Annotated in this window: 18 protein-coding genes; 12 read left to right on the top strand and 6 right to left on the bottom strand. The window is 52.3% G+C overall.

All coding sequences use genetic code 11. The features are described from left to right. Positions 1-35 precede the first annotated feature (35 nt). The 7 genes from B1C80_RS14725 to B1C80_RS14755 all read left to right on the top strand — a co-directional run bounded on the left by B1C80_RS14725 (position 36) and on the right by B1C80_RS14755 (position 9,767). Positions 36-1,331: a Gfo/Idh/MocA family protein gene (locus tag B1C80_RS14725; RefSeq protein WP_077921947.1), complete on the top strand. Its 1,296-nt coding sequence runs from the start codon at positions 36-38 to the stop codon at positions 1,329-1,331. 39 nt (positions 1,332-1,370) lie between these two features. After that, positions 1,371-1,793 carry a tRNA (adenosine(37)-N6)-threonylcarbamoyltransferase complex ATPase subunit type 1 TsaE gene (gene tsaE, locus B1C80_RS14730; RefSeq protein WP_077922058.1) on the top strand — a complete coding sequence of 141 codons (423 nt, stop codon included), beginning with the start codon at positions 1,371-1,373 and terminating at the stop codon, positions 1,791-1,793. A gap of 82 nt (positions 1,794-1,875) precedes the next feature. Further along, entirely contained in the window at positions 1,876-3,087 is a 1,212-nt protein-coding gene (locus B1C80_RS14735; RefSeq protein WP_077921948.1) for an alanine dehydrogenase, read from the top strand. A 56-nt stretch (positions 3,088-3,143) separates the two neighbouring features. Next, the gene (locus B1C80_RS14740) at positions 3,144-3,548 is read left to right on the top strand and encodes a hypothetical protein (protein ID WP_077921949.1); all 405 of its coding nucleotides are present in this window, start codon (positions 3,144-3,146) and stop codon (positions 3,546-3,548) included. Between the two features lie 402 nt (positions 3,549-3,950). Then, entirely contained in the window at positions 3,951-5,954 is a 2,004-nt protein-coding gene (gene gyrB, locus B1C80_RS14745) for a DNA topoisomerase (ATP-hydrolyzing) subunit B (protein ID WP_077921950.1), read from the top strand. Between the two features lie 72 nt (positions 5,955-6,026). Continuing rightward, positions 6,027-8,378 carry a polyphosphate kinase 1 gene (gene ppk1 / locus B1C80_RS14750; RefSeq protein WP_077921951.1) on the top strand — a complete coding sequence of 784 codons (2,352 nt, stop codon included), beginning with the start codon at positions 6,027-6,029 and terminating at the stop codon, positions 8,376-8,378. A 147-nt stretch (positions 8,379-8,525) separates the two neighbouring features. Next, the gene (locus B1C80_RS14755) at positions 8,526-9,767 is read left to right on the top strand and encodes a NupC/NupG family nucleoside CNT transporter (protein WP_077921952.1); all 1,242 of its coding nucleotides are present in this window, start codon (positions 8,526-8,528) and stop codon (positions 9,765-9,767) included. Between the two features lie 15 nt (positions 9,768-9,782). Here the strand turns inward: B1C80_RS14755 and B1C80_RS14760 are convergent, their stop codons facing one another. Then, complete coding sequence (locus B1C80_RS14760; RefSeq protein ID WP_236648798.1) at positions 9,783-10,718, bottom strand: acyl-CoA desaturase; 936 nt, start codon at positions 10,716-10,718, stop codon at positions 9,783-9,785. A gap of 267 nt (positions 10,719-10,985) precedes the next feature. Continuing rightward, a complete protein-coding gene (locus B1C80_RS14765) occupies positions 10,986-11,915 on the bottom strand; it encodes a bestrophin family protein (protein ID WP_077921954.1) in 930 nt (309 codons plus the stop codon). Between the two features lie 209 nt (positions 11,916-12,124). On the opposite strand from B1C80_RS14765, the gene B1C80_RS14770 reads away from it, so the two are divergent. Further along, a complete protein-coding gene (locus B1C80_RS14770) occupies positions 12,125-13,792 on the top strand; it encodes a fatty acid--CoA ligase (RefSeq protein WP_077921955.1) in 1,668 nt (555 codons plus the stop codon). A 23-nt stretch (positions 13,793-13,815) separates the two neighbouring features. After that, positions 13,816-14,307 carry a metallophosphoesterase gene (locus tag B1C80_RS14775; protein ID WP_077921956.1) on the top strand — a complete coding sequence of 164 codons (492 nt, stop codon included), beginning with the start codon at positions 13,816-13,818 and terminating at the stop codon, positions 14,305-14,307. A 49-nt stretch (positions 14,308-14,356) separates the two neighbouring features. Here the strand turns inward: B1C80_RS14775 and ftsH are convergent, their stop codons facing one another. Beyond that, positions 14,357-16,387 (bottom strand): ATP-dependent zinc metalloprotease FtsH, encoded by a 2,031-nt coding sequence (gene ftsH, locus B1C80_RS14780; protein ID WP_077921957.1) that lies wholly within the window; start codon positions 16,385-16,387, stop codon positions 14,357-14,359. Positions 16,388-16,536: 149 nt separating this feature from the next. After that, complete coding sequence (gene rsfS, locus B1C80_RS14785) at positions 16,537-16,932, bottom strand: ribosome silencing factor (RefSeq protein ID WP_077921958.1); 396 nt, start codon at positions 16,930-16,932, stop codon at positions 16,537-16,539. A 114-nt stretch (positions 16,933-17,046) separates the two neighbouring features. Between rsfS and B1C80_RS14790 the strand changes: the two genes are divergently transcribed. Continuing rightward, complete coding sequence (locus tag B1C80_RS14790; RefSeq protein WP_077921959.1) at positions 17,047-17,823, top strand: biotin--[acetyl-CoA-carboxylase] ligase; 777 nt, start codon at positions 17,047-17,049, stop codon at positions 17,821-17,823. Positions 17,824-17,859: 36 nt separating this feature from the next. On the opposite strand, the gene pafA is transcribed toward B1C80_RS14790, so the two are convergent. Then, the gene (gene pafA, locus B1C80_RS14795; RefSeq protein ID WP_077921960.1) at positions 17,860-19,554 is read right to left on the bottom strand and encodes an alkaline phosphatase PafA; all 1,695 of its coding nucleotides are present in this window, start codon (positions 19,552-19,554) and stop codon (positions 17,860-17,862) included. A 272-nt stretch (positions 19,555-19,826) separates the two neighbouring features. Here pafA and B1C80_RS14800 point away from each other — a divergent pair, with 272 nt between their 5' ends. Further along, positions 19,827-20,639 carry a sterol desaturase family protein gene (locus B1C80_RS14800; RefSeq protein ID WP_077921961.1) on the top strand — a complete coding sequence of 271 codons (813 nt, stop codon included), beginning with the start codon at positions 19,827-19,829 and terminating at the stop codon, positions 20,637-20,639. Between the two features lie 4 nt (positions 20,640-20,643). On the opposite strand, the gene B1C80_RS14805 is transcribed toward B1C80_RS14800, so the two are convergent. Next, positions 20,644-21,618, bottom strand: coding sequence for a polyprenyl synthetase family protein (locus B1C80_RS14805; protein WP_077921962.1), 975 nt, complete (start codon positions 21,616-21,618; stop codon positions 20,644-20,646). Between the two features lie 249 nt (positions 21,619-21,867). On the opposite strand from B1C80_RS14805, the gene B1C80_RS14810 reads away from it, so the two are divergent. Next, positions 21,868-22,857 carry a patatin-like phospholipase family protein gene (locus B1C80_RS14810; protein WP_077921963.1) on the top strand — a complete coding sequence of 330 codons (990 nt, stop codon included), beginning with the start codon at positions 21,868-21,870 and terminating at the stop codon, positions 22,855-22,857. The last annotated feature ends 43 nt before the right edge of the window (positions 22,858-22,900 follow it).

Consider the following 22,900-nt stretch of genomic DNA (forward strand, 5'->3'; position numbering starts at 1 on the left):
TCGTCAAACCCTGACCACTAGCTGTTTTTCCGACTATGAACGCGTTGTCAAATTCATCCAACCGCCGGACGTTCCTGAAGCAGGCAACCGGACTGGCTGCTTTCTATATTGTTCCGCGGCATGTGCTTGGCCGGGGATTTGTAGCGCCCAGCGATCAGATTACCATCGGGTTTATTGGGCTGGGTCGACAAAGCAACGGCTTGCGCGGTCAGTTTCTGAAAAACGGCGGTCGCGTTATTGCCGCCTGCGACGTTGATGCCAGTAAAGTAGGCTCCTTTGCCGACGCGGTCAATACGCACTATGCTGCCCAGGCAGATAAAGCCACCTACCAGGGCTGCGAACGCTATGATGATTACCGAAAACTGCTCGACAATAAAGCCATCGATGCCGTCGTCATTGCTACACCCGATCACTGGCATAGCGTCATCGCCATTCAGGCAGCCAGAGCGGGCAAAGACATCTACTGCGAAAAGCCACTCTCGCTGACAGTAAAGGAAGGCCGCGACATGGTCAAAGCTACGCGCCGGCATAAACGCGTATTTCAGACCGGGAGTATGCAGCGATCATGGCCCGAGTTCCGGCAGGCGGTTGAACTGGTCCGGGGTGGCTTCATTGGCAACGTCAGAACCGTGAACATCAACGTCGGCGGCCCACCGCGGCCATGGGACCTGGAGGCTCAGCCACTCCCAGCCGGCGTGAACTGGGATGCCTGGCTTGGCCCAAATACCGTAACCCGTCCGTATAACGGCGTGCTCTTACCGACGCCCAACGATAAGTTCTGGGGAAAATGGCGCGACATTGATGAGTTTGGCGGGGGCGGCATGACCGATTGGGGGGCTCACATGTTCGATATTGCGCAGTGGGGACTCGGCATGGACAACTCGGGACCTGTGCAGCTTACTCCCCCAACCGACGGAAGTGGTAAAGGGCTGGTCTACCAGTATGCCAATGGGGTTATTATGAATCACCAACCGGTTGAGGGCAGGCAGTATTGTCACTTCATCGGTACCGAAGGTGAAGTGAAAGTTGGCCGTGGCGAGTTGATAACAACGCCGGCCAGCTTAAAAGACAAAGTAATAGCCGAATCAGACCGCCACGTTTACTTCAGCGAAAACCACTACAAAGACTTTCTTGACGCCATCAAAACCCGCAAAGCTCCCATTTGCGACGTAGAAGTGGGGCATCGCACAGCCTCGGTCTGCACAATCGGCAACATTGCCTACCGGCTCAAGCGTCCCTTACGCTGGAATCCTGATAAAGAAACCTTTCAAAACGACCCGGAAGCTAACCAACTTCTCAGTAGACCCATGCGAAAAGAGTGGTCCGTCTAAAATTCCGTATCTTTGCGGGCCGATAAGCAGGACGCGACCATGATAACGCATTTCCATCGACTCGACGAACTTGATGCCGTTGCCCACCAGCTGCTTGCCGAAGGGCGAACCCAGTCGGTCTGGCTGTTTGAGGGTGAGATGGGAGCGGGAAAAACAACCCTCATCAAGGCCTTATGCCGGGCTCTGGGCGTCGTTAGCATGGTCCAAAGCCCGACGTTTGCCATCGTAAACGAATACACGACCCACGAAGGACATTCCATTTACCATTTTGATTGTTACCGGCTCCGAAACGAAGCCGAAGCGTTGGATATTGGTATGGAAGAATACTTCGATTCGGGCAACTACTGCTTTGTCGAGTGGCCGGAACAGATTCCATCGCTCTGGCCCGCAACCTATTACAAAGTCCATATTTCGGCCGACTTAGACGGTCGCCGGACGGTTGAAACGCAGTCGGTTTACTAGTGCTCAGCTATTGATCGAAGGTTGTCCGTTTGTGAGGATAGCCGCTATCGCTCAATGCCTGACTACTGAAAACTAAAAAAAGGTGACTGGATTCGAAGAACTGGCCAAACAAACGGCCCTATATCCTAAAGAAGCTCCGCTGGCCCTGAAGACCAGCAGAAACAGCCTGCTTATCGGTCTGCCCAAGGAAGTGTCGCTTCAGGAAAACCGGATTGCGCTGACGCCCGAAGCCGTAGCCATTCTGGTGCGCAACGGCCACAATGTTATCGTTGAGCGGGGAGCCGGCGAAAAAGCCAAGTTCTCAGACACCGAATACAGCGAAGCGGGGGCGCAGATTGCCCAGTCGGCCCAGGAGGTATACGAAGCCAACCTGATCTTGAAGATTGAACCGCTCGTTTATAGCGAATTCGATCATGTCCGATCAGGGAGCACGGTTATTTCGGCACTCAACCTGCCGGCTCACGAACGTGGCTATTTCGAAAAAATCAACGAAAAAAGCATCACCGCCATCGGGTACGAGTTCATTCAGGACAAGGCCGGTAATATGCCGGTGATCCGGTCAATGAGCGAAATAGCGGGCAGTGCCGTGATGCTCATTGCGGGCGAATACCTGAGCAATGCCGACAATGGCCGGGGCATTATCCTGGGCGGTATAACGGGCGTTCCGCCGACCAAAGTGGTTATGCTGGGCGCCGGTACCGTTACCGAATACGCCGTTCGGGCCGCCCTGGGTATGGGAGCCGATATCAAAGTATTTGACAAACACCTCTACAAACTTCAGCGGCTCAAATATGCAGTTGGTCAGCATGTCTATACGTCCATCATCGACTCCGATACCATGGCCGAGGCCATTCAGCGGGCCGATGTGGTTATTGGCGCCATGCGGGCCGAAGACGGACTCAGTCCGGTGGTGGTTACCGAAGAAATGATCGGTCGGATGAAACCGGACTCGGTTATTATCGACGTGTCCATCGACCAGGGGGGCAACTTTGAAACCTCCCGCATGACTACCCATAAGCAACCGACCTTCAAGCATATGGGCGTTATCCATTATTGCGTGCCCAACATTGCGGCCCGGGTTGCCTATACGGCTAGTATGGCGCTGAGTAACATCTTCTTACCCTTTCTGCTGGAGACCGGAACCACCGGCGGCATCGAACAGATGATGTATACGAACCGCTGGTTCATGAAAGGTGTTTATGCTCATAAAGGCACGCTTACCAACCTCTACATTGCCCGCAAGTTCAACATGCGCTTCAAAGATCTGCAATTGTTGCTGGCGGCCCGGTTCTAGGTCGAAACGTGTTGATGCTTCGGCGTTTTGCTGACGTATAAACGGTATCCATTCTCATGATCAACCACAGCAACGAAAACACCCTGCTCGACGATGCTAACTCGCCCGAGATCAATAAACAGTTGATGGGGCAGATTTCGTCGGATTTTGTCAAAGTAGCCGACCCGCTCAAGGAAGCCTCCTATCAGATTCGGCAGCGGGGTTTTTCTGACTATCCCGTCTTTGTAGCGTCGCGCCGGGACGTACCCGTAGGCCAGCTCCTGATCGGCATCGGCGAACTGGAGAATCAGTGGTCGTACAAAGCCAGTTTTCTGGATGAATTTGTTCAGCGCGGCCTGATTGGCCCTGAGTCGGTAGACCTCTGGAAAGAGAACTACAAAAAGCCCGACGAATACAGCTGTCTGTTTGTGGTTCATGGCGATTTTGCCGGCTTTGTGTACATTCCCTATCCGGAAGATTAGCCGCTGACAGCCAGGCTACCCAGCCTCTGACAGACCGAATTTTGTGAGCAAAAAGCCAGGCCAGATCGAGATCGGCCTGGCTTTTTGCTGGGCCATGCAATAATACTTTTTCGGGAATAGCTGGGCCGGGATCCGGGCGGCTTTATTCGGTCAGATTGGTAAAAGTTTCTGCCTGCCATGCCGGTAAAACACGCTAACTCACCAGGAGGAAAAGGGCTTAGAATGGGCCTCAGACGCCATTATTGGCACGTAAGCTTACTTTTTTGTATTTTATGGAAATCTTAGCGATTTGGCTAGGAAAAAACCCTTATTTTTTGTATTTTTACAATCTGTAAAGCGCCCTTATACGGGCTGTTTCCTGATCCCCAAACAGCAAATTTTCTGACACTATTCAATTCTGATATGACCAGCGAAACCATCGAAGCAGAATCACCTATTGAGACCGCACCCAACAGCAATTATGGTGCCGACAACATTACCGTTCTGGAAGGCCTGGAAGCCGTTCGTAAGCGCCCGGCCATGTACATCGGCGATGTGGGTATTCGCGGTTTACACCACCTCATCTGGGAGGTCGTTGATAACTCCATAGACGAAGCTTTGGCGGGTCACTGCGACAAGATTACGGTTACGATCAATCCCGACAATTCCATTACAGTACAGGACAACGGCCGGGGTATCCCGACTGGCATTAACACGAAGATGGGCAAGTCAGCCCTTGAAGTGGTCATGACCGTTCTGCACGCCGGTGGTAAGTTTGATAAAGATACGTACAAGGTATCGGGTGGTCTGCACGGTGTGGGCGTTTCCTGCGTGAATGCCCTTTCGACAGACCTTCGCGTAGAAGTGCACCGCGACGGCAAAATCTTTGAACAGGAGTATAAAATAGGCGTTCCTCAGTACGACGTGCGCGTTATTGGCGAAGCCGACGATCATGGCACAACGGTTCACTTCAAACCTGACCCGACCATTTTTACCGAAACCGTTTACAAGTACGACACCGTAGCCGGCCGCCTGCGCGAACTGGCGTACCTCAACAAAGGCATTCATATTTTCCTGAATGACCTGCGCGAGCTGGACGAAGCCGGACAACCGGTCAACAAAGACGACTTTTATTCGCAGGGTGGCCTGGTTGAGTTTGTTGAGTATCTGGATCAGACCCGCCCCTCGCTGGACGGCATGAAGCCGATCTACATGGAGTCGGATAAAGGTTCGACCCCCGTGCAGGTTGCGCTCGTCTACAACTACGAAGCCGGCGAGAACGTCCTGTCGTATGTCAACAATATCAGTACCATTGAGGGCGGTACCCACGTACAGGGTTTCCGCTCGGCTTTAACGCGGGTACTGAAAAACTATGCCGACAAAAACCCCGGTGTTCTTCCGAAGAACGTGGGTAAAGTAACCTTCAGTGGCGAAGATTTCCGGAAAGGACTGACGGCCGTTGTGTCAGTGAAAGTACAGGAGCCTCAGTTTGAAGGACAGACCAAAACCAAACTGGGTAATCAGGAGGTCGTAAGTGCTGTCAGCCAGGCTATGGCCGACCTGCTGGAGACGTGGCTCGAAGAAAACCCGAACACGGCCAAAGGTATTGTGAAGAAAGTGCTGGTGTCGGCCCAGGCGCGCATCGCGGCCGATCTGGCCTACAAGCGCATCATGACCGAGCGCAAAGACTTCATGGGTGGTATGGGACTGCCGGGCAAACTGGCCGACTGTTCCGATACCGATCCCGAGAAGTGCGAGCTCTATCTGGTGGAGGGTGACTCGGCGGGTGGTACAGCCAAACAGGGTCGCAACCGGGCTTTCCAGGCTATACTGCCGCTACGCGGTAAAATCCTGAACGTCGAGAAAGCCCTCGAACACCGGATTTACGAAAACGAAGAAATCAAGAATATCTGGACCGCCCTCGGCGTGCGGCTCGAGAAGAAAGATGATGAGACGGTAATGAACCTGGAAAAGCTTCGTTATCACAAGATTATCATCATGACCGATGCCGACGTTGATGGCAGCCACATCCGGACGCTTATTCTGACCCTGTTCTACCGGAACATGAAAGCGCTCATCGACAATGGGTACATCTACATTGCGCAGCCGCCCCTGTATCTGGTCAAGAAAGGGAAAGAGGAGCGGTATTGCTGGACCGAAGTTCAGCGCGAAGCAGCCGTAAAAGAACTGGCCGGAACCGGTCGGGAGGAAAACGTTGGTGTTCAGCGTTACAAAGGACTGGGCGAAATGAACGCCGAGCAGCTCTGGAGCACCACCATGAACCCTGATACGCGTAGCCTGAAAGTGGTTACCGTTGAATCAGCAGCCGATGCTGACCACGTGTTCTCGACGCTGATGGGCGACGAAGTAGCTCCACGGCGAGAGTTTATCGAACGAAACGCGAAGTACGCCCGAATCGATGTTTAACCGAATGATAACATAAAGCGGGCTTTGGGGCCCGCTTTTTTGTTGTATTTGTACGTACGAAATGAACTGAGTATGCGTAACCCCCTTAACTCAAACCGAACGATGCTGGGCACTCTGGTCTCCAGATTTACCCAGCGAAATCCGGATAAGACCTCCCAGACCAGCGATAAAATGGCAAAGGTTAGCGAAAAAGTCAGCAGTGTAATCGATCAGAGCAATTACCTCAGCCGCGATCTTAGCTGGCTCAAATTTAACGAACGCGTGCTGGACCAGGCCCGCAATGATAGCCGTACGCTGCTGGAACGTCTTAAGTTTCTGGCTATTTCAGCCTCGAACCTCGATGAGTTCTTCATGATCCGCGTGGGTAGTTTGTACAACTACCTGGATTACCAGAAACAACGCGTCGACTATTCGGGGCTGCGGGAAGTCCCATTCCGGAAGGCACTCATGACCACGGCCCAGCAGTTTTGTCATGACCAGCAGGATGTGTTCGTCAACAACCTGCTGCCGCTGTTTGCCGAAAATGACATGCAGCTGGTGGCGTTCAATGCGCTATTGCCCGACGAACAGCAGGAAGCCAACAACTACTTTGACCGGACCATTTTCCCTACGCTGACCCCAATGCTGTACGACTACACGCACACGTTTCCGGTGCTGTTGGCGAAAGTGCTGATTTTTGGCGTAGTAACTCAAAACCCTGACGGAGCTAACCTGCAAAGTCTGCGGTCAGAAGACGAAGAAGACCGTCAGCGGCTGTCGTTTGTGCAGATACCTGCCAACCTGCCCCGTTTCATGTCGTTCGAGCGGGACGAGAAGATCCTGTTCCTGCCTATTGAGGAAGTCGTTCGCCATAATATCAAGAAGCTGTATCGGAACGTAGAAATCTCTTCCGTGAGCCTGTTCAGAATTACCCGGAACGGCGATTTTACGCTGGAAGAAAACGACGATGACGAAGTAGACTTCATTGACGAAGTACGGCAAAAAATCAAGAACAGGCGACTGGGGCGGGTTACCCGGGTCGAAATTGAAGCGGGGGCGATCAGCAAAGATGGCGTTTCGGCTCCGGCCTCGCCCTGGATGATCAATCTGCTCAAAAAACGCTGGGAAATAGATGATCTGAATATTTTCGAATCGCGCACGCTGCTCGACTTTTCGGCCTTCTGGCAAATTATCGGTCTGCCCGATTTTAAGGACGACATGCCCCCGCCCCACCCGCCCGTTCCTCCGCTGGGCCTGGGCCGGGATAAAACAGACAACATTTTTGACCTGATCAAGCAGCGCGATCTGTTGCTGCACCACCCCTATAATAATTTCGAGCCTGTCCTGCAATTGCTCGAGCAGGCCGCCGAAGACCCGAACGTACTGGCTATAAAAATTACTGTTTATCGGCTGGCCAAACGCTCCCGAATTACCGAAGCGCTGCTGAAAGCCGCCGAAAACGGAAAACACGTATCGGTACTGTTTGAGGTGAAAGCCCGGTTCGATGAAGAGAACAACATCCGCGAAGCGCAGCGCCTTCAGAAAGCGGGTTGTTTTGTCATTTACGGCATCAGCCGGTACAAGACGCATACCAAACTGCTGCTGGTGGTACGGAGCGAAGGTACCCGGGTTGTTCGCTATGCCCACATGGCTACCGGCAACTACAATGAAGACACGTCTAAACTGTATACCGACATTGGTCTTTTAACTACTAACGAGGTATACACGCAGGACATAGCCGAGTTCTTCAACGTCATTACGGGTCACTCCCTGCCGAACGAATACCAGTATTTGATTACCGCTCCGCGCGACATGCGGGAGCAACTCCTGCGCCTGATCCGTCTGGAAGCCGAAAACGCGCGCCGTGGCTTGCCCAGCGGCATCTGCATAAAAGTAAATTCGCTGGAAGACAAAGAGGTCATTGACGAACTCTACAAAGCCTCCGAAGCCGGCGTGCCCGTGCGGCTCATTGTCCGCAGCATCTGTTGCCTCCGCCCCAAACGCGCGGGTCTCAGCGACAACATTACCGTTCGGTCAATTGTGGGCGATTATCTGGAGCACACTCGTATTTACTACTTCCATAACAACGGCGATCCGAAAGTGTACGGGGGCAGCGCCGACGTTATGGTCCGCAGTTTTGACCGGCGCATAGAATCGCTGTTCTTCCTGGCCGACCAGCGGGTTAAACAACTGGCGATGCTCATTCTGGACTACAACCTGCAGGACAACGTGAACGCCTACGAACTAAACGAAGACGGCTCGTTTACGAAGTGTGAAGTCCCCGCCGGAAGCCAACCGTTTAACATGCACAAACGCTTTTTCGACGTAACAGAAAAGCAGGTTACCGAAGCTCATCTTTTCGACCCGGAAATTAAACCGGCCGAGGTGGCCCAAATTGAAGAAGAATACCAGGAAGGTGCCGAACGGGCTATAGCTGACATTTAACCAGCCCTCCAGAACTAACCATATAAGCCGACAGGATTTGTATTTTCCTGTCGGCTTTCATTTGTTTGCCGGGTTGATATTCTGCACTCGTTCCTGCCTTTTTCTTTCTATCTTCGCCATCTTAACTGCAACTGTGTATTTAACCGAATGGATCGTTTTACCGGCCTGATTGGCATCGTTTTAATTCTGGGCATTGCCTACGCCCTTTCCGACAATCGTAAAGCAATCAATTATCGTACTGTTGGCGTAGGGCTGGGTCTGCAGTTTGGCCTTGCCGTATTTGTCCTGAAAACCGACATTGGCCAACAGCTCTTTCAGGGACTGGGCTATTACGTAGACCGCCTGCTTCAAAAGGCCAACAAAGGAGCCGAATTTGTTTTCTCATCGCTTGTCAGAACTGACGTACTGACCCGGGCATTCGGGCCGGGCAATGACTTTATTTTCTTTTTTAAGGTCATACCAACGATCATTTTTGTAGCGGTACTGGTCAATATTTTCTACCACCTCGGCATCATGCAGCGCGTAGTAGCCGTTATGGCCCGGGCTATGAAATGGCTCATGGGGGTTAGCGGAGCCGAAGCCCTCTCCAACGTTGCCAGCACGTTTGTAGGTCAGGTAGAAGCCCAGATTATGATTAAGCCCTATCTCAACGGCATGACCAACTCCGAGCTGCTGGCCAGTATGACAGGCTCGTTTGCCTGCATTGCCGGTGGTGTACTGGCGGTCTATATTTCGCTGGGTGTACCAGCTCCCTATTTGCTGGCCGCCAGCATTATGGCCGCTCCGGGCGCGCTGGTCATCAGCAAAATCGTTATGCCCGAAACACAGATGTCCGAAACCCAGGGCACCGTTAAGGTCGAGATCAAAAAAGCGCACGCTAACCTGCTCGACGCTATTGCCGCCGGAGCCAGTGAAGGTCTGAAAGTTGGGTTTAACGTCATAGCCATGCTGATTGGCTTCATTGCCCTGATCGCCCTGATCGATAGTCTCTTGTTCCGGCTGGGCTTTTATGTATTCAGCATCGACAACCTGAGCCTGAATTTCCTGCTCGGAAAACTCTTCTCCCTGTTTGCCTGGGCAATGGGCGTCCCGGCCAAGGATATTGAAGCGGCTGGGGCCCTGATGGGTACCAAAATGGTTGTCAACGAGTTTGTGGCTTACCTCGACCTGGTCAAGATCAAACAGACACTCGACCCCAAAACCATTGCTATTGTCAGCTTCGCCCTGTGCGGATTTGCCAACTTCAGCTCGATTGCCATTCAGGTGGGAGGTATCGGCGAGCTGGCGCCCAATCGCCGGAGTGATCTGGCCCGGCTCGGCTTCAAAGCGCTGATCTGCGGCACGCTGGCCAGCTACATGTCTGCCACATTAGCCGGGCTCCTGCTGTAGCGGTAACGGAACGGCTTACTGACCCAGCGTTTTCAGCATGTTGATGTGCGAACTGAGCGCCTGCTGAAAAGAGGGCTTGTTGTTGTATGGGATCCCATACTCTTCGGCCGTTTGCTGCACAATTGGAGAAAGCGCCCGGTAGTGTATGTGCGAGATATTGGGGAAAAGGTGGTGCTCTACCTGAAAGTCAAGCCCGCCAATATACCACGACAGGAGCGCCGGACAGGAGAAGTTCGCTGTTGTATACATTTGATGAATTGCCCAGGTGTTGTATACGCACCCACTCTCGTCCGGCTCAGGCTGGCAGGCTCCCTCCACGACGTGCGCCAGCTGAAAAATCGTACTCAGGACAAGCCCGGCGGTAAAATGCATAACGGCAAACCCAAGCAGCCACTGGCCAAACGTCAGATCGGTGACTGCCAGCGGCAAAACGGCAATAAACAACACATATAACAGTTTACTGGTAATTAGCGTCAGGATATTACGTCGGGTAAACGGCTTCACAAGTTTCTGATTGCCCGAGTGGTTGTACTTGTAGGCCGACCGGAAATCTTTCACGAAAAACGAGAACGTCATCAGCCCGTACAGCATGAAAGCGTAGATATGCTGATACCGATGAATCTTCCAGCGCCGATCCCCCTGCGATAAACGTAGTAGAAACTTACCCGTAATGTCCTCATCGACATCGTGAATGTTGGTGTAGGTATGATGCAGGGTATTATGCTGCACTTTCCAGTTCAGCACATTACCACCGAGCAAGTACAGGCAGGAACTGAAGAATGTATTCACCCAGGGAATGCTGGAGAACGAGCCATGGTTGGCATCGTGCATGACCGACATGCCTACGCCAGCCGTTCCCAGCCCCATCAGTATGGCCAGACACAAATCCACGCCGGGTGAGAACTGGTTGCTGAGAATCAACCCATAGGGTACCAATAGCAACCCTAACATAAAAATGCCCTTCCAAACCAGGAGTTGATCCCCCTGTTTGAGAAGAGCCTTTTCTTTAAAATACTGGTCTATTCGCTCACGCAATACCGGAAAGAAAAGAGACTTATCCTTATTTACAAACCTGATTGTCTCTTTCCTCATAGGTCTACCTGTACCCGCGTTGTATGAACAGTCTTTTTATAACTAAACGTGAAAAAGAAGAATTCTGTATTTAACTAGTAGACTATTAGTGAAGATATAGCTACCGTTTCCGCGGCTCATCACTATTTAATTCACGATCATAAAGTCCGGCTTTGCTGCCATTTTATCTTCTTTGGCTACCGGCAGTCTCATAATCTCGTGTGCATCAACCCGAATGCGGTGCGCCAGCTGGCTCAGCGGCAAATCGTTTCGGTCCGTACCAAAAGGTTCTTCTATTTCGACGCCAATCATTTCCAGACCGATCAGGAAATAAGAGGTGATCAGCATTATTGGAATGGTCATGTAGCCAAACCACTCGATGACCGTAAATGGCAATATGCCTAGATAAAAAACCGTGAAGAGTTTGATAAACAGGCTGTAAGAAAACGGAATGGGTGTACTTTTTATACGTTCACAAATACCCGACACGTCGAGCAACCGGTTTATCTGGTCGTTGAGGTTGATCAACTGCGCATCCGTCAGTATCCGGTTGGCGTATAATTGCTCTACCCGCCCCCTAAGCTGGTTAACCACCTCGTTAGGCCAGTTGTCGACCGACTCGAATTCCTTCTGCTGCCAGTCCTCAACCAGCTCCAGTTCGGCAAGCTGTGGCATCTCGCGCAGATGGTTTTTGAGCGCAACCGCAAAGTTTGAAATCGTTTTTGTCAGAAAAAGCCGGTCGGCACGTACTTCCTGCGGTAGCATGGTATTAAACATCACAGACAGGTTTCGCATGGTATTGACCAAAGCGCCCCAGGTGCTGCGGCCTTCGTAGAAGCGATCGTAGGCCGTATTCGTGCGAAAAAGCAGCAGCAAGCTAAGCAGAATGCCCAGGGCCTGCACGTACTGCGATGGCGTGTCTGTCAGACGCAGGTCGAGGTATCGCAATTCGATTACCGTGACAACTGTAACATAGATGGTAACAACACTTAAACGCTTAAGTAACGAAACCGCCGAACTGCCCGTATGAAAGTGCCAGATGGCATCGAGCCAGCCCTTTGTTTTATAAATGATCATGAGTGCGCTGAGCTTTTGCCAGCTGATGTGCCTGACAGCTACCTTATCAACCTGGTACAGCGCGTAAGTGTTTGTACACTAGCTATAGGTTATAATTTTTGTCTAGCGCACTGAATCTCAGTTAATTGTCTTATATCAAGAGAATATTGTAATTTGCTCCATCCAATACAAACAACTGACGCGCCCGAGCGCAGTCATAACTCACGAGTATGATTCAGACCAAACTCATTCCACGAACGGCCGAGGCCATCGAGCCTCCGATGCTGATTAAAAACCTGCTGGCTCAGTCGCTGAAATACGAACCACACCGCGAAATTATTTACCGCGACCTCTTCCGGATGAACTATGTTGAGTTTAACCGACGGGTTCGTCAGCTGGCCAATGTGTTGACCGAGCGCGGCATAGGACCCGGCGATACCGTCGCGGTATTTGACTGGGATAGTCACCGCTACCTCGAATGTTTTTTTGGGGTGACCAGCCTCGGGGCCGTTCTGCATACGGTTAACGTTCGGCTGTCGCCCGCGCAGATTCTTTATACGATGAATCACGCCCAGGATAAAGCGGTACTCATTCACGAGGATTTCCTGCCGATTCTGAACGCCGTCCGCGACCAGCTAAGCACAGTCGACGAGTTTATCCTATTAAGCGACAAGGTGTATACGGGTGAAGAGCCAGCCATTCCGGCTGGGTTCGCAGGCGAGTATGAGCAATTGCTCAAATCGGCATCCGATGTATATGCGTTTCCGGATTTTGATGAAGATACCTGGGCGACTACCTTCTACACGACCGGCACAACGGGTAATCCCAAGGGTGTGTACTTTTCGCACCGTCAGCTGTTCATGCATACCATGGGGCTGATGACCTATCTGTGTGGTTACCAGGCGGTACCTTTTTCGTCAGTGCAGGACGTGTACATGCCGATTACACCTATGTTCCATGTGCATGCCTGGGGGTTTCCGTTTCTGGCAACGATGCTCTCAACCAAACAGATCTACCCCGGACGCTACGAGCCAGAGATGCTGCTCAAGCTATTGATGAAAGAAGGGGTCACGATTTCACACTGCGTACCCACCATCCTGAACATGCTGGTCAACAGCCCCGTAGCCAAACAGGTTGACCTCAGTCGCTGGAAGGTAATTATTGGCGGCTCAGCGCTGACGAAGGGCCTGGCTAAGGCAGCACTCGATCTTGGTATTCAGGTGTATCAGGGCTATGGCATGTCAGAAACGGCGCCTGTCATGTCAATAACCCACCTGAACGATCTGGAACGTCAGCTGCCTATCGATCAGCAGATCGACCTGCGCACCCGCGCGGGACGGATAGCGCCCTTCATTGAGATGCGCCTGATGGACGATAACGGTAACTTTGTACCACACGATGGGCACTCCATCGGCGAAGTCGTGGCTCGTGGGCCATGGCTTACCCAGGGGTATTACGAAGACCCCGAACGTGGCTCCGAACTTTGGAAAGGCGGCTGGCTTCATACCGGCGACTTGGCCAGTTTAACCCCCGACAACTGGCTTCAAATAGCCGATCGTACCAAAGATGTGATCAAGACCGGTGGCGAATGGGTTTCTTCGCTCGATATTGAAGACTTATTATCGCAGGTCGAGGGCGTTGCCGAAGCGGCAGTAGTAGGCTTTCCTGACGAGCGCTGGGGTGAGCGGCCTCATGCACTCATCGTACAGAAGCCAGACGCCGGTCTGACGGTAGCCGGTATAAAAGCGAGCTTACAGGCTAAAATTGATCAGGGCCATCTTAACAAGTGGTACCTGCCCGACCAGATCGTGTTTGTACCTGAAATCCCTAAAACCAGCGTTGGTAAAATTGACAAGAAGCAGATCAGAAGCGAGATGAAAACCCTCATTTTAGGGTAAAAAGCGGTATTTTAACGCCCATTATGACGCGTATAGGCCTTCTTTCGGATACTCACTCTTATCTGGACCCTAAGCTGTTCGACCACTTCAACGATTGTGATGAAATATGGCATGCGGGCGATGTTGGGGCCATGACTGTTGTCGATGAGTTACGCGCATTCAGGCCCCTGCGCGTTGTATGCGGCAACATAGATCAGGAGAGTAGTGACCTCCAGGCACATCAGCGGTTCACGCTGGAAGGCCTTGACATATGGATTACGCACATTGGTGGTACGCCCCCCAAGTACAACCCAATCGTTCGCCCTAACCTGCAGATAATGCCCCCGGATATCTTTATTTGCGGCCATTCTCACATCCTGAAGGTGACGCGTGATCCGGGTTTAAACAACCTGTTGTTCATCAACCCGGGAGCCGCTGGCAAGACCGGATTCCACCTCGTCAGAACGGCCATTCGATTCACGCTTGACACGGGTCGGATCAGCGATATGCAGGTCATTGAACTCGGTAAAAAATAAAACGGGTGGGAGACTAATCTCCCACCCGTTTTGTATAAGGTATCATGACTTATAAGGGCAATGATTCCGGCTGCGTTTCGGCAGGTTTGGCTTCGGGGCCAATTTCCTCCTTAATCTCTTCAGCCGTCTTTTTGTTCTTGTAAGCCTGGTAAACCGTTTCCCGTTCAAAAGGCCGCTTACCAATCAGACGAACCAGATCGTTTTGGTACAGAATCTCTTTCTCAAGAAGCTCTTTCGCAATGACCTCAAGTGCCTCCCGTTTGTCGGTGAGCAGATCTTTGGTCCGGCTGTAAGCGATGTCTACAATCTTACGCACCTCTTCATCGATAAACTTGGCCGTTTCTTCCGAATAAGGCTTGTTGAAGCTGTAGTCAGACTGCTTGGAGTCGTAGAACGATACGTTACCGATTTTGTCGTTCATACCGTACATGGTCACCATGCTGTAAGCCAGCTTGGTAATCCGCTCCAGATCGCTTAAGGCGCCGGTCGACACTTTGCCAAAGATCAAATCTTCAGCGGCCCGACCACCCAAAGCCATACACATTTCGTCCATGAGTTGCTCCGTCCGATACAGGTACTGCTCACGGGGCAGATACTGGGCGTATCCGAGCGCTGCTACGCCACGCGGCACGATCGTAACCTTAACGAGCGGATCGGCATGTTCGAGGAACCAGCCCGCAACGGCGTGACCCGCTTCGTGATAGGCTACGATTTCTTTCTCCTCGGGCGAAATCAGCTTGTTCTTCTTCTCAAGACCACCAATAACACGGTCCATCGCGTCCTGGAAGTCTTTCATATCCACCGCTTCCTTGTCGCTCCGGGCGGCAATCAGAGCCGCTTCGTTACAAACGTTGGCAATCTCGGCACCAGCGAAGCCGGGGGTCTGAGCGGCCAGCTCTTTCGGATCAACGTCAGCAGCCAGTTTGATTGGCTTCAGGTGCACCCGGAAAATGGCTTCACGACCAACAATATCGGGCTTATCGATGCTGATCTGGCGGTCAAAACGACCAGGGCGCTGCAGGGCTGAGTCCAGTACGTCGGGGCGGTTGGTAGCGGCCAGAATAATAATCCCGGAATCGGTAGCGAAACCATCCATCTCTACCAGCAGTGAGTTCAGCGTATTTTCACGCTCGTCGTTGGCGCCGGGCATAGACCCGCGGCCCCGCGAACGGCCTACCGCATCGATCTCGTCGATGAAGATAATACAGGGCGCTTTCTCTTTGGCTTGTTTGAACAGGTCGCGCACCCGGGCAGCTCCTACCCCGACAAACATCTCGACAAAGTCAGAACCCGACAGCGAGAAGAACGGCACACCTGCCTCACCGGCTACGGCTTTCGCCAGCAGCGTTTTACCGGTACCCGGAGGGCCGATCAGCAGCGCACCTTTCGGGATTTTAGCCCCGAGTTTGGTGAACTTGGTCGGATTTTTCAGGTAGTCGACAATCTCCTTGATCTCTTCTTTGGCTTCATCGAGGCCAGCTACATCGTTGAATGTAATTTTGACCTTGTTGTCAGCGTCGAACAGCGCGGCTTTCGACTTGCCGATGTTGAAGATTTGCCCACCTGGCCCGCCAGCGCCTGACATCCGGCCCAGCAGGAAATACATGGCCAGAATCATGACGATCAGGAAGCCCCAGGTGCTGATGATACTTCCGATATCGCTTCGTTGCTCAAAGCGGTACTCGATTTTTTCATTATCGGGCACCCCCTGCTGAATGGTATCGAGGTCTTTCTTGAATGTTTCTCCAGACGCAACCTGGAACTGAAAATGCGGACCCTGGTTGGTGCCAAAGTAGGGTTTATCGGCAAACAGGCCCCGGTATTTGGGGCTTTGTGCAGCTTGCTGGGAGAGCGTTACTTCGGCAATCTTGTCGTTTACGACCACTACTTCGGAGACTTCGCGGTCTTTCACCATGCGCTCAAACCGCTTCTGAGAAATCTCACGAGTGGCGGAACTGCGGTTAAAGAACGTTATCCCCAAGATAGCGGCAATCAATAGAGCGACAATCCATCCCTGGAAGTTGGGCTTGCGCGGCCCTCCCCGGGGTACTAACGGATTTCTATTATTGTTTTCTGCCATTTCCTCAGGTTGTACAAACGGATTTCAAAGGGTAACACCGTTTTAATGACTAATGTTTCTACCTTAAAACGGTTAGGACAAACGGTTTATATGCCCTACAAGCGGCCCCGAAACGGTAGTGAGTTTATTTCGGTCGGGCAGCCCTTCACTCAGGCCGCTTCCGAAAAAGCGTTATCGTCAATCAGCTGTATCTCGGCGTCGCCCCAGAGCTGTTCCAGGTCATAAAATGAACGCCGATCTTTCTTAAAAACGTGTGCCACTACGTCTACATAATCCAGCAAAATCCACTCGCGGTTCAGTTTCCCTTCCCGATGCCACGGATCCTGATGGCTGGCTTTATAGACTTCTTCTTCAATAGACGTTGAGATGGCATCGATCTGGGTATCGGAAGTCCCCGAACACAGGACGAAGTAGTCACAAATAGCGTTCTTCACATTCCGCAGGTCCATCACAACAATGTCCTGCCCTTTCTTTTCCTGCATGCCTCTGACCACAAAATCGCGGATCTGTTCAGGCGTAAAATCATTGCTTTGCTTAATTCTCATGCTTTCGGTTTAACATTGCACGATAAGCTAATCAGCGGGTACTTTATCGGTAAAGTAGTGAGCATTGCTCACAGCACCATGTATTAGCTTCCTACTACTAAACTAAACAAAGATTTGTACAAAATCCATCCCAAAACGCATTTTGTCGGGCAAATTTACCAATACCTGCCAAGCTGTCAGTCTACGAACGACGAAGCGTCTGCTTTACTCGCTCATTCCGACGTCGTTGAAGGACTTCTCATCGCAACTGACAATCAGACGGGTGGTCGGGGGCAGCGCGGTAACACCTGGGAAGCCCAGCCAGCCCAGAACCTGACCTTCTCTTTGCTATTTAAACCCACCTTTTTAACCGCCACCGAACAGTTCTGGCTCAATATGGCCGTATCACTGGGGGTGCATGACACCATAGCCCCCCTGGTAAATGGAGACTGTCGGGTCAAATGGCCCAACGACCTGTATATCGGCTTCCACAAGACAGGAGGCATCCTGATCGAGAACACGCTCCAAGGCTACAACCTGGCCTGGTCAGTGGTGGGCATCGGTCTCAATGTAAACCAAACCGAGTTCAGTTATTCAACTGCTACCTCGCTCCAGCAGGAAGCCCCCTTACCCAACGGCTACGATCGGGCCGGGCTCCTGACCATGCTGTGCGAAAAACTCGAAAAGCGGTATCTCCAGCTGCGCGCTGGTCAACGTCAGGTGCTGAAGGCCGACTACATGCAGACGCTGTACCGGTACCAGCAGGAAACCCGCTTCAGCACCGAAGACCGGACATTTATGGGTATGATTATCGATGTCGACGAGACGGGCAGGCTAGTCGTTGCCGAAGCCGGACGAACCCATCGCTTTGGCTTCAAGGAAGTGTCGTTTGTACCCATGACCAGCGAGTAGTTAGTCATTACTCGCTGGTCATGGCAAATTGACGGCTTACCGGATTCCTTCGCCTACCGGATCGCCGATGCAGCCGCTTGGCTCAAGAACGCCCAGTAAAGCGGTGATCGTGGGGGCAATGTCGTGGATATGGGTCCGCCGGAACGTCTGACCCGGACGAACGCCCCACCCGTACAACAGAAAAGGCACGTGTGTGTCGTAATTATAAACCGTTCCGTGAGTTGTTCCGCGGTTGCGCCCTTCAAACCAGCCTGCCTGCTGCATCACGTACATATCTCCGCTACGATTGGGGAAATACACGTTACGGAACAAGTTGGTCTGAATATCGGGCAGCGACTCCGCATGTATGTTGTGCAGATTGATTACATTCACAACCCCGCGCTGTTTGAGCAGTACGCTACTGATCAGTTCGTAGACTTCCTGAATCGCAATTTTCTTCTCCACCAGCAGTGGATGATTCAGGTAGATTTGCTGATTGAAGTAGGTCAGCATCCACTTGCCTGGTCCGTACGCCTTTTCGAGAGCGGCTTTAACGGCATCGCTAACTTCTCCATAGGATTTCACATCGGCCGGAATGCGGTACTGCTGGGAGAAACCTGGCACATCGGCAGCGCCATGATCAGCGGATAAAAACGCCAGCCACTCCCCTTTGCCAACGGTAGCATCGAGCTGAGAAAACAGTTCGGCCAGCTGCCGGTCGAGACGCAGGTAATTATCTTCGGTTTCGATCGCATGTGTCCCGAAAGCGTGGCCGATATAATCCGGCGAGGAGAAACTGACACACAGCATATCCGTCACGCCACTCTGGCCCAGCTTTTCGCCTTTGAGGGCCGCCAGCGCAAACTCCTTCGTCAGCTGATCACCATACGGGCTGGTGCGCAACACTTCGTATTTGCTGCTGCCCGCCTGTACAACGAACTCATGCGGAAAAACCGATTTGGATTCGCCGGGCAGAGTTGCCTCATAGGCCTCATCATCAACGGTACTCTCCGTATACTGATCCAGCGGTAATAAGAGCTCCCACTTCTGGCCGATATAAGTCTCGGGCAGCTTCCGGTCGTTGAACGCCTGAACCCAGCGGGGTAGCTCTTTCTGATAAAAAGAACTGCTGATGAACTTACCGTCTTTCGAGTCGAACCAGTAAGCCCCGTTGGCCGCGTGGCCAGCGGGCAGAATAGCGCCCCGGTCTTTGAGCGCTATACCGACTACCTTGGACCGGCCGTCAGTAGCCAGCTTGAGCTGATCGCCAATGGTGGTAACAAGCATATTGCGGGGCGACATCTTGCCGGCAGTACCCGTGTTTCCAATTGTGCTGACGCTGGTATCTTCGGCGCAGTACACCATCCGGCCCAGGTTGCGGTCGTAAAAATCGTTGCCAACAATACCGTTCAGCGCAGGGGCAGAGCCGGTATAAATAGCCGCATGCCCGGGCCCGGTATAGGTGGCCGCATAGTGGTAATGATTATTACGGGCATTGAACCCCTCGTCCATCATCCGGCGAAAGCCGCCTTTCCCAAATTTGTCGTAATACCGGTACAGATAATCATACCGCATCTGGTCAACCACAATACCGACCACCAGCTTGGGCCGTTTCAGGGGCTGGCCGTCGGCGTTGGCTGCCGCCGGCGAAATAACTTTACGAGGACTTGTAGAGCGTTTTGGTTGAGATGGCGTTTGAGCAAAGACCGCTGCCGTGGTCAGTAGCCACCCCAGAAAAGTAAGCAGGCGCATGAAGCCGTATTGTTTATAGGTTCTTGAAACTACCAACAAACATACGAACAAAAGACCGGGCGCCCGTTTATGTATCGTAAACGGAATGTTATCAGCCAGCGCGTATTAACCGAATTTCGTTTACACCTATATCCACCGGTTATACCCGGATATAGTGATTAAACGGGTACTTGTATCAGGAACTGGAAAGGCTGCAAACTTTTTCTAACATTGCCCGTCTTATTACGTTGCTGTACTGGATACAACCCGGGAGCACCTGCTCTCCTACCCCTATGATTCAACTAACCAACCCGGCTACGTTCTGGCTCACCGGGCTATTTTTTTTCCTGGCTATATTTGGGCGGTATGTCTTGTTTTCCCTTGCTTTCTGGTGGCTCTTCAATGTATCTATGAAAGAGCAGTTTGCCAGCCGTGCCGTACAGACCCGGCCCCGAAAAAACGGGCAGGATCGGCGGGAGATTGGGTGGTCGCTCCTCACCTCGCTCATTTTCACGGCCATTGGGCTGAGTGTCATGCTGGCCTATCAGGCTGGGTATACGCAAATCTATACCCGCCTTACCGATTACCCGCTTATCTGGTACCCGGCCAGCATTATACTGACTTTATTTCTGCACGAGACGTACTACTACTGGCTCCATCGGTGGATGCACCGACCGGGTGTTTACCGCTGGGTGCACAAGACCCATCACGACAGTATCACCACATCGCCCTGGACGGCCTTTTCGTTTCACCCGCTCGAAAGTACGCTGCAGGCTATCGTGATTCCGGCGCTGCTGTTCGTGTTTCCGCTTCACGTATCGGCCGTGGGGATTATCCTGATGATCATGACCGTATCGAGTGCCATTAATCACCTCAATACCGAGATTTATCCCCGCGATTTCGATCAGCACTGGCTGGGCCGCTGGCTGATCGGGGCCACGCACCACAGCCTGCACCACGCGCAGTTCCGCTTCAACTACGGCCTTTATTTTACCTTCTGGGATAAATGGATGCGTACGGAGAGTCCGGATTTTCACCGTCTGTTTGGTGAGAAAACGAAGCCGAAGCTGACCAGCGAGCAGGAAATGGTTCATCAAGAATCCTGATCCATCACTTGCTGCGTTCGATCGTATACTGAACCAGCTGATGCAGCGACTGCCGGTACGACGAGTCGGGAAACGAGTTCAGCAACTGCTGCGCTTCGGCTACGTATTGATTCATCGCTTCGGTGGCGTACTCGATACCGCCCGACTGCTTAACGAACTGGATCACCTCGTCTACCTTTTTGGGATTCTCGCTCTCGTTTTTGATGATATTGATAATCCGTCGTTTTTGCAGAAACCCCGCCCGGTTAAGCGCATAGATGAGCGGCAGGGTCATCTTCTTCTCTTTGATATCGATGCCCAGCGGTTTGCCTACTTCTGCCGTACCATAGTCGAACAGATCATCCTTAATCTGAAAGGCAATGCCGACTTTTTCCCCGAATGCGCGGGCCTGCTCGATCCGGTCTTTACCGACGCCCGCCGACCGGGCACCTACGGCGCAGCAGGCGGCAATCAGGGAAGCCGTTTTCTGACGGATTATTTCGTAGTATACATCCTCAGTGATATCGAGCCGACGGGCTTTTTCGATCTGTAGCAACTCGCCCTCACTCAACTCCCGTACAGCCGTTGAAACGATCTGTAACAACTCGAAATCGCCATTATCGACCGATAGCAGTAACCCTCTGGAAAGCAGATAGTCGCCGACCAGTACGGCTACTTTATTTTTCCAGAGCGCATTGATAGAAAAGAAGCCACGCCGGTAGTTCGACTCATCGACAACATCATCGTGAACGAGGGTAGCCGTGTGCAGCAGTTCAATCAGCGACGCCCCGCGGTAGGTCGATTCGGTAATTTCGCCACAGACTCCGGCCGTCAGAAAGACAAACATTGGTCTGAGCTGCTTGCCTTTCCGTTTCACGATATAATTCATGATCTGGTCGAGCAGCATGACATCGCTCTTCATCAAGTCCCGGAATTTGTGCTCGAACAGTTTCATTTCGGCAGCAATCGGGGCTTGGATGTCGGCGACGGTGAGGGGCATCTTCGATGAGTAGTAGGCAGTTCTTACGTAATCAGTTGGCAGACCGTAACTGGATCAGCTGGGTAAAAATCGCGCTGCGAACTGCTTACTGCCAACTAAATTTCCGGCAAGTATAGTAAGGAAAGCGGAGACGGGGAAAAACAAGCATAAAAAGGCCGTTGGGTAAACGCAGAATACCGGGTAGCTCGTTTTGATTGTGGTCTAAAAATCATCAATTTACCCGCCCTGATTTCTTCCATTCATCTGCATATGGTCAATAATCCAACGCCCCCTACTCCAACCCATAGTCCTGCTTTTTCAAACCCCAGACACAAAGCGCTTGTGCTGGGTGGTGGTTCGCTCAAAGGCGCCTTTCAGGTAGGAGCCGTTATGGCCCTGTTTGAGTCGGGCTTTGTACCGGATCAGCTCTATGGTATCTCGGTCGGCAGTCTGAACGCAGCTTTTCTGGCTAACGAAGCGGCTCATCAGCACGCCAGTACGGGGCAGGTCGACTGGCCCAAAGCGGGTAAGGCGCTCATCGAATTCTGGATCCGACACATTACCAAACCCGACGATGTAGCCGTAATCCGCTCCCGGTTTGTGATGGGTTATAACACGCTGCTGAGCCGATTTGACGGCCTGCTCGACAACTCCCCCATTCAGAACCTGATCCGGAACCACCTCGACCTGGAAGCGCTCAAAACCGGCCCTGTCAGAATAAAAGTGGGTGCTGTCGATATTATTGAAGGCGACATGCGTTATGCCGACGCCAGCGACCCGAATTTCCTGGATTATATCTACGCCAGCAGTTCATTGCCCTTTTTGATGCCAGCCATCCAGATCGGGGGCGACCACCGTCGGGCGTTTCTGGATGGAGGCCTACGCGAGGTGGCTCCGCTCCGGGTTGCGATTGAAGACGGGGCGGGCGAGATTGCCTGCGTGGCCTGCCACGCCAAGCGCATCTACAACGAGAAGTTTAACTACCGCAATCTGCTTAACCTGATGGATCGGGTGAAAGACATTACGGTTAATCAGCTCGTTAACAACGACATTGCCTGGGCCGAACGCTATGCCGAACGGGAACACCTGCACGGGCGCCAGCTCCACCTGACTATTATCCGGCCTACCGAGCCACTTCATCTAAACATGATGAAATTTACTTCCGATGACATCGGGCGGCTCATTGTCATGGGGTATCAGGCCGGTACAGACGTCATGAAGCTCAGAAAGGGCGATGGTCAGGCAGCCGTTTTGCCATAGTTATCATTCATTACATAAAAAAGCACCGGCTACATTGTAGCCG

Source organism: Spirosoma sp. 209, from assembly GCF_002006735.1.
Taxonomy (GTDB): Bacteria; Bacteroidota; Bacteroidia; order Cytophagales; family Spirosomataceae; genus Spirosoma; species Spirosoma sordidisoli.

Excerpts from the sequence above, each read along its gene's own strand:
- B1C80_RS14740 (WP_077921949.1), top strand. The coding sequence starts at position 3,144 with ATGATCAACCACAGCAACGAAAACACCCTGCTCGACGATGCTAACTCG.
- ftsH (WP_077921957.1), bottom strand. The coding sequence starts at position 16,387 with ATGGCAGAAAACAATAATAGAAATCCGTTAGTACCCCGGGGAGGGCCG.
- B1C80_RS14800 (WP_077921961.1), top strand. The coding sequence starts at position 19,827 with ATGATTCAACTAACCAACCCGGCTACGTTCTGGCTCACCGGGCTATTT.
- B1C80_RS14760 (WP_236648798.1), bottom strand. The coding sequence starts at position 10,718 with ATGTTAGGGTTGCTATTGGTACCCTATGGGTTGATTCTCAGCAACCAG.
- B1C80_RS14725 (WP_077921947.1), top strand. The coding sequence starts at position 36 with ATGAACGCGTTGTCAAATTCATCCAACCGCCGGACGTTCCTGAAGCAG.
- rsfS (WP_077921958.1), bottom strand. The coding sequence starts at position 16,932 with ATGAGAATTAAGCAAAGCAATGATTTTACGCCTGAACAGATCCGCGAT.
- B1C80_RS14770 (WP_077921955.1), top strand. The coding sequence starts at position 12,125 with ATGATTCAGACCAAACTCATTCCACGAACGGCCGAGGCCATCGAGCCT.
- B1C80_RS14810 (WP_077921963.1), top strand. The coding sequence starts at position 21,868 with ATGGTCAATAATCCAACGCCCCCTACTCCAACCCATAGTCCTGCTTTT.
- ppk1 (WP_077921951.1), top strand. The coding sequence starts at position 6,027 with ATGCGTAACCCCCTTAACTCAAACCGAACGATGCTGGGCACTCTGGTC.
- B1C80_RS14765 (WP_077921954.1), bottom strand. The coding sequence starts at position 11,915 with ATGATCATTTATAAAACAAAGGGCTGGCTCGATGCCATCTGGCACTTT.
- B1C80_RS14755 (WP_077921952.1), top strand. The coding sequence starts at position 8,526 with ATGGATCGTTTTACCGGCCTGATTGGCATCGTTTTAATTCTGGGCATT.
- B1C80_RS14805 (WP_077921962.1), bottom strand. The coding sequence starts at position 21,618 with ATGCCCCTCACCGTCGCCGACATCCAAGCCCCGATTGCTGCCGAAATG.
- B1C80_RS14775 (WP_077921956.1), top strand. The coding sequence starts at position 13,816 with ATGACGCGTATAGGCCTTCTTTCGGATACTCACTCTTATCTGGACCCT.
- tsaE (WP_077922058.1), top strand. The coding sequence starts at position 1,371 with ATGATAACGCATTTCCATCGACTCGACGAACTTGATGCCGTTGCCCAC.
- pafA (WP_077921960.1), bottom strand. The coding sequence starts at position 19,554 with ATGCGCCTGCTTACTTTTCTGGGGTGGCTACTGACCACGGCAGCGGTC.
- gyrB (WP_077921950.1), top strand. The coding sequence starts at position 3,951 with ATGACCAGCGAAACCATCGAAGCAGAATCACCTATTGAGACCGCACCC.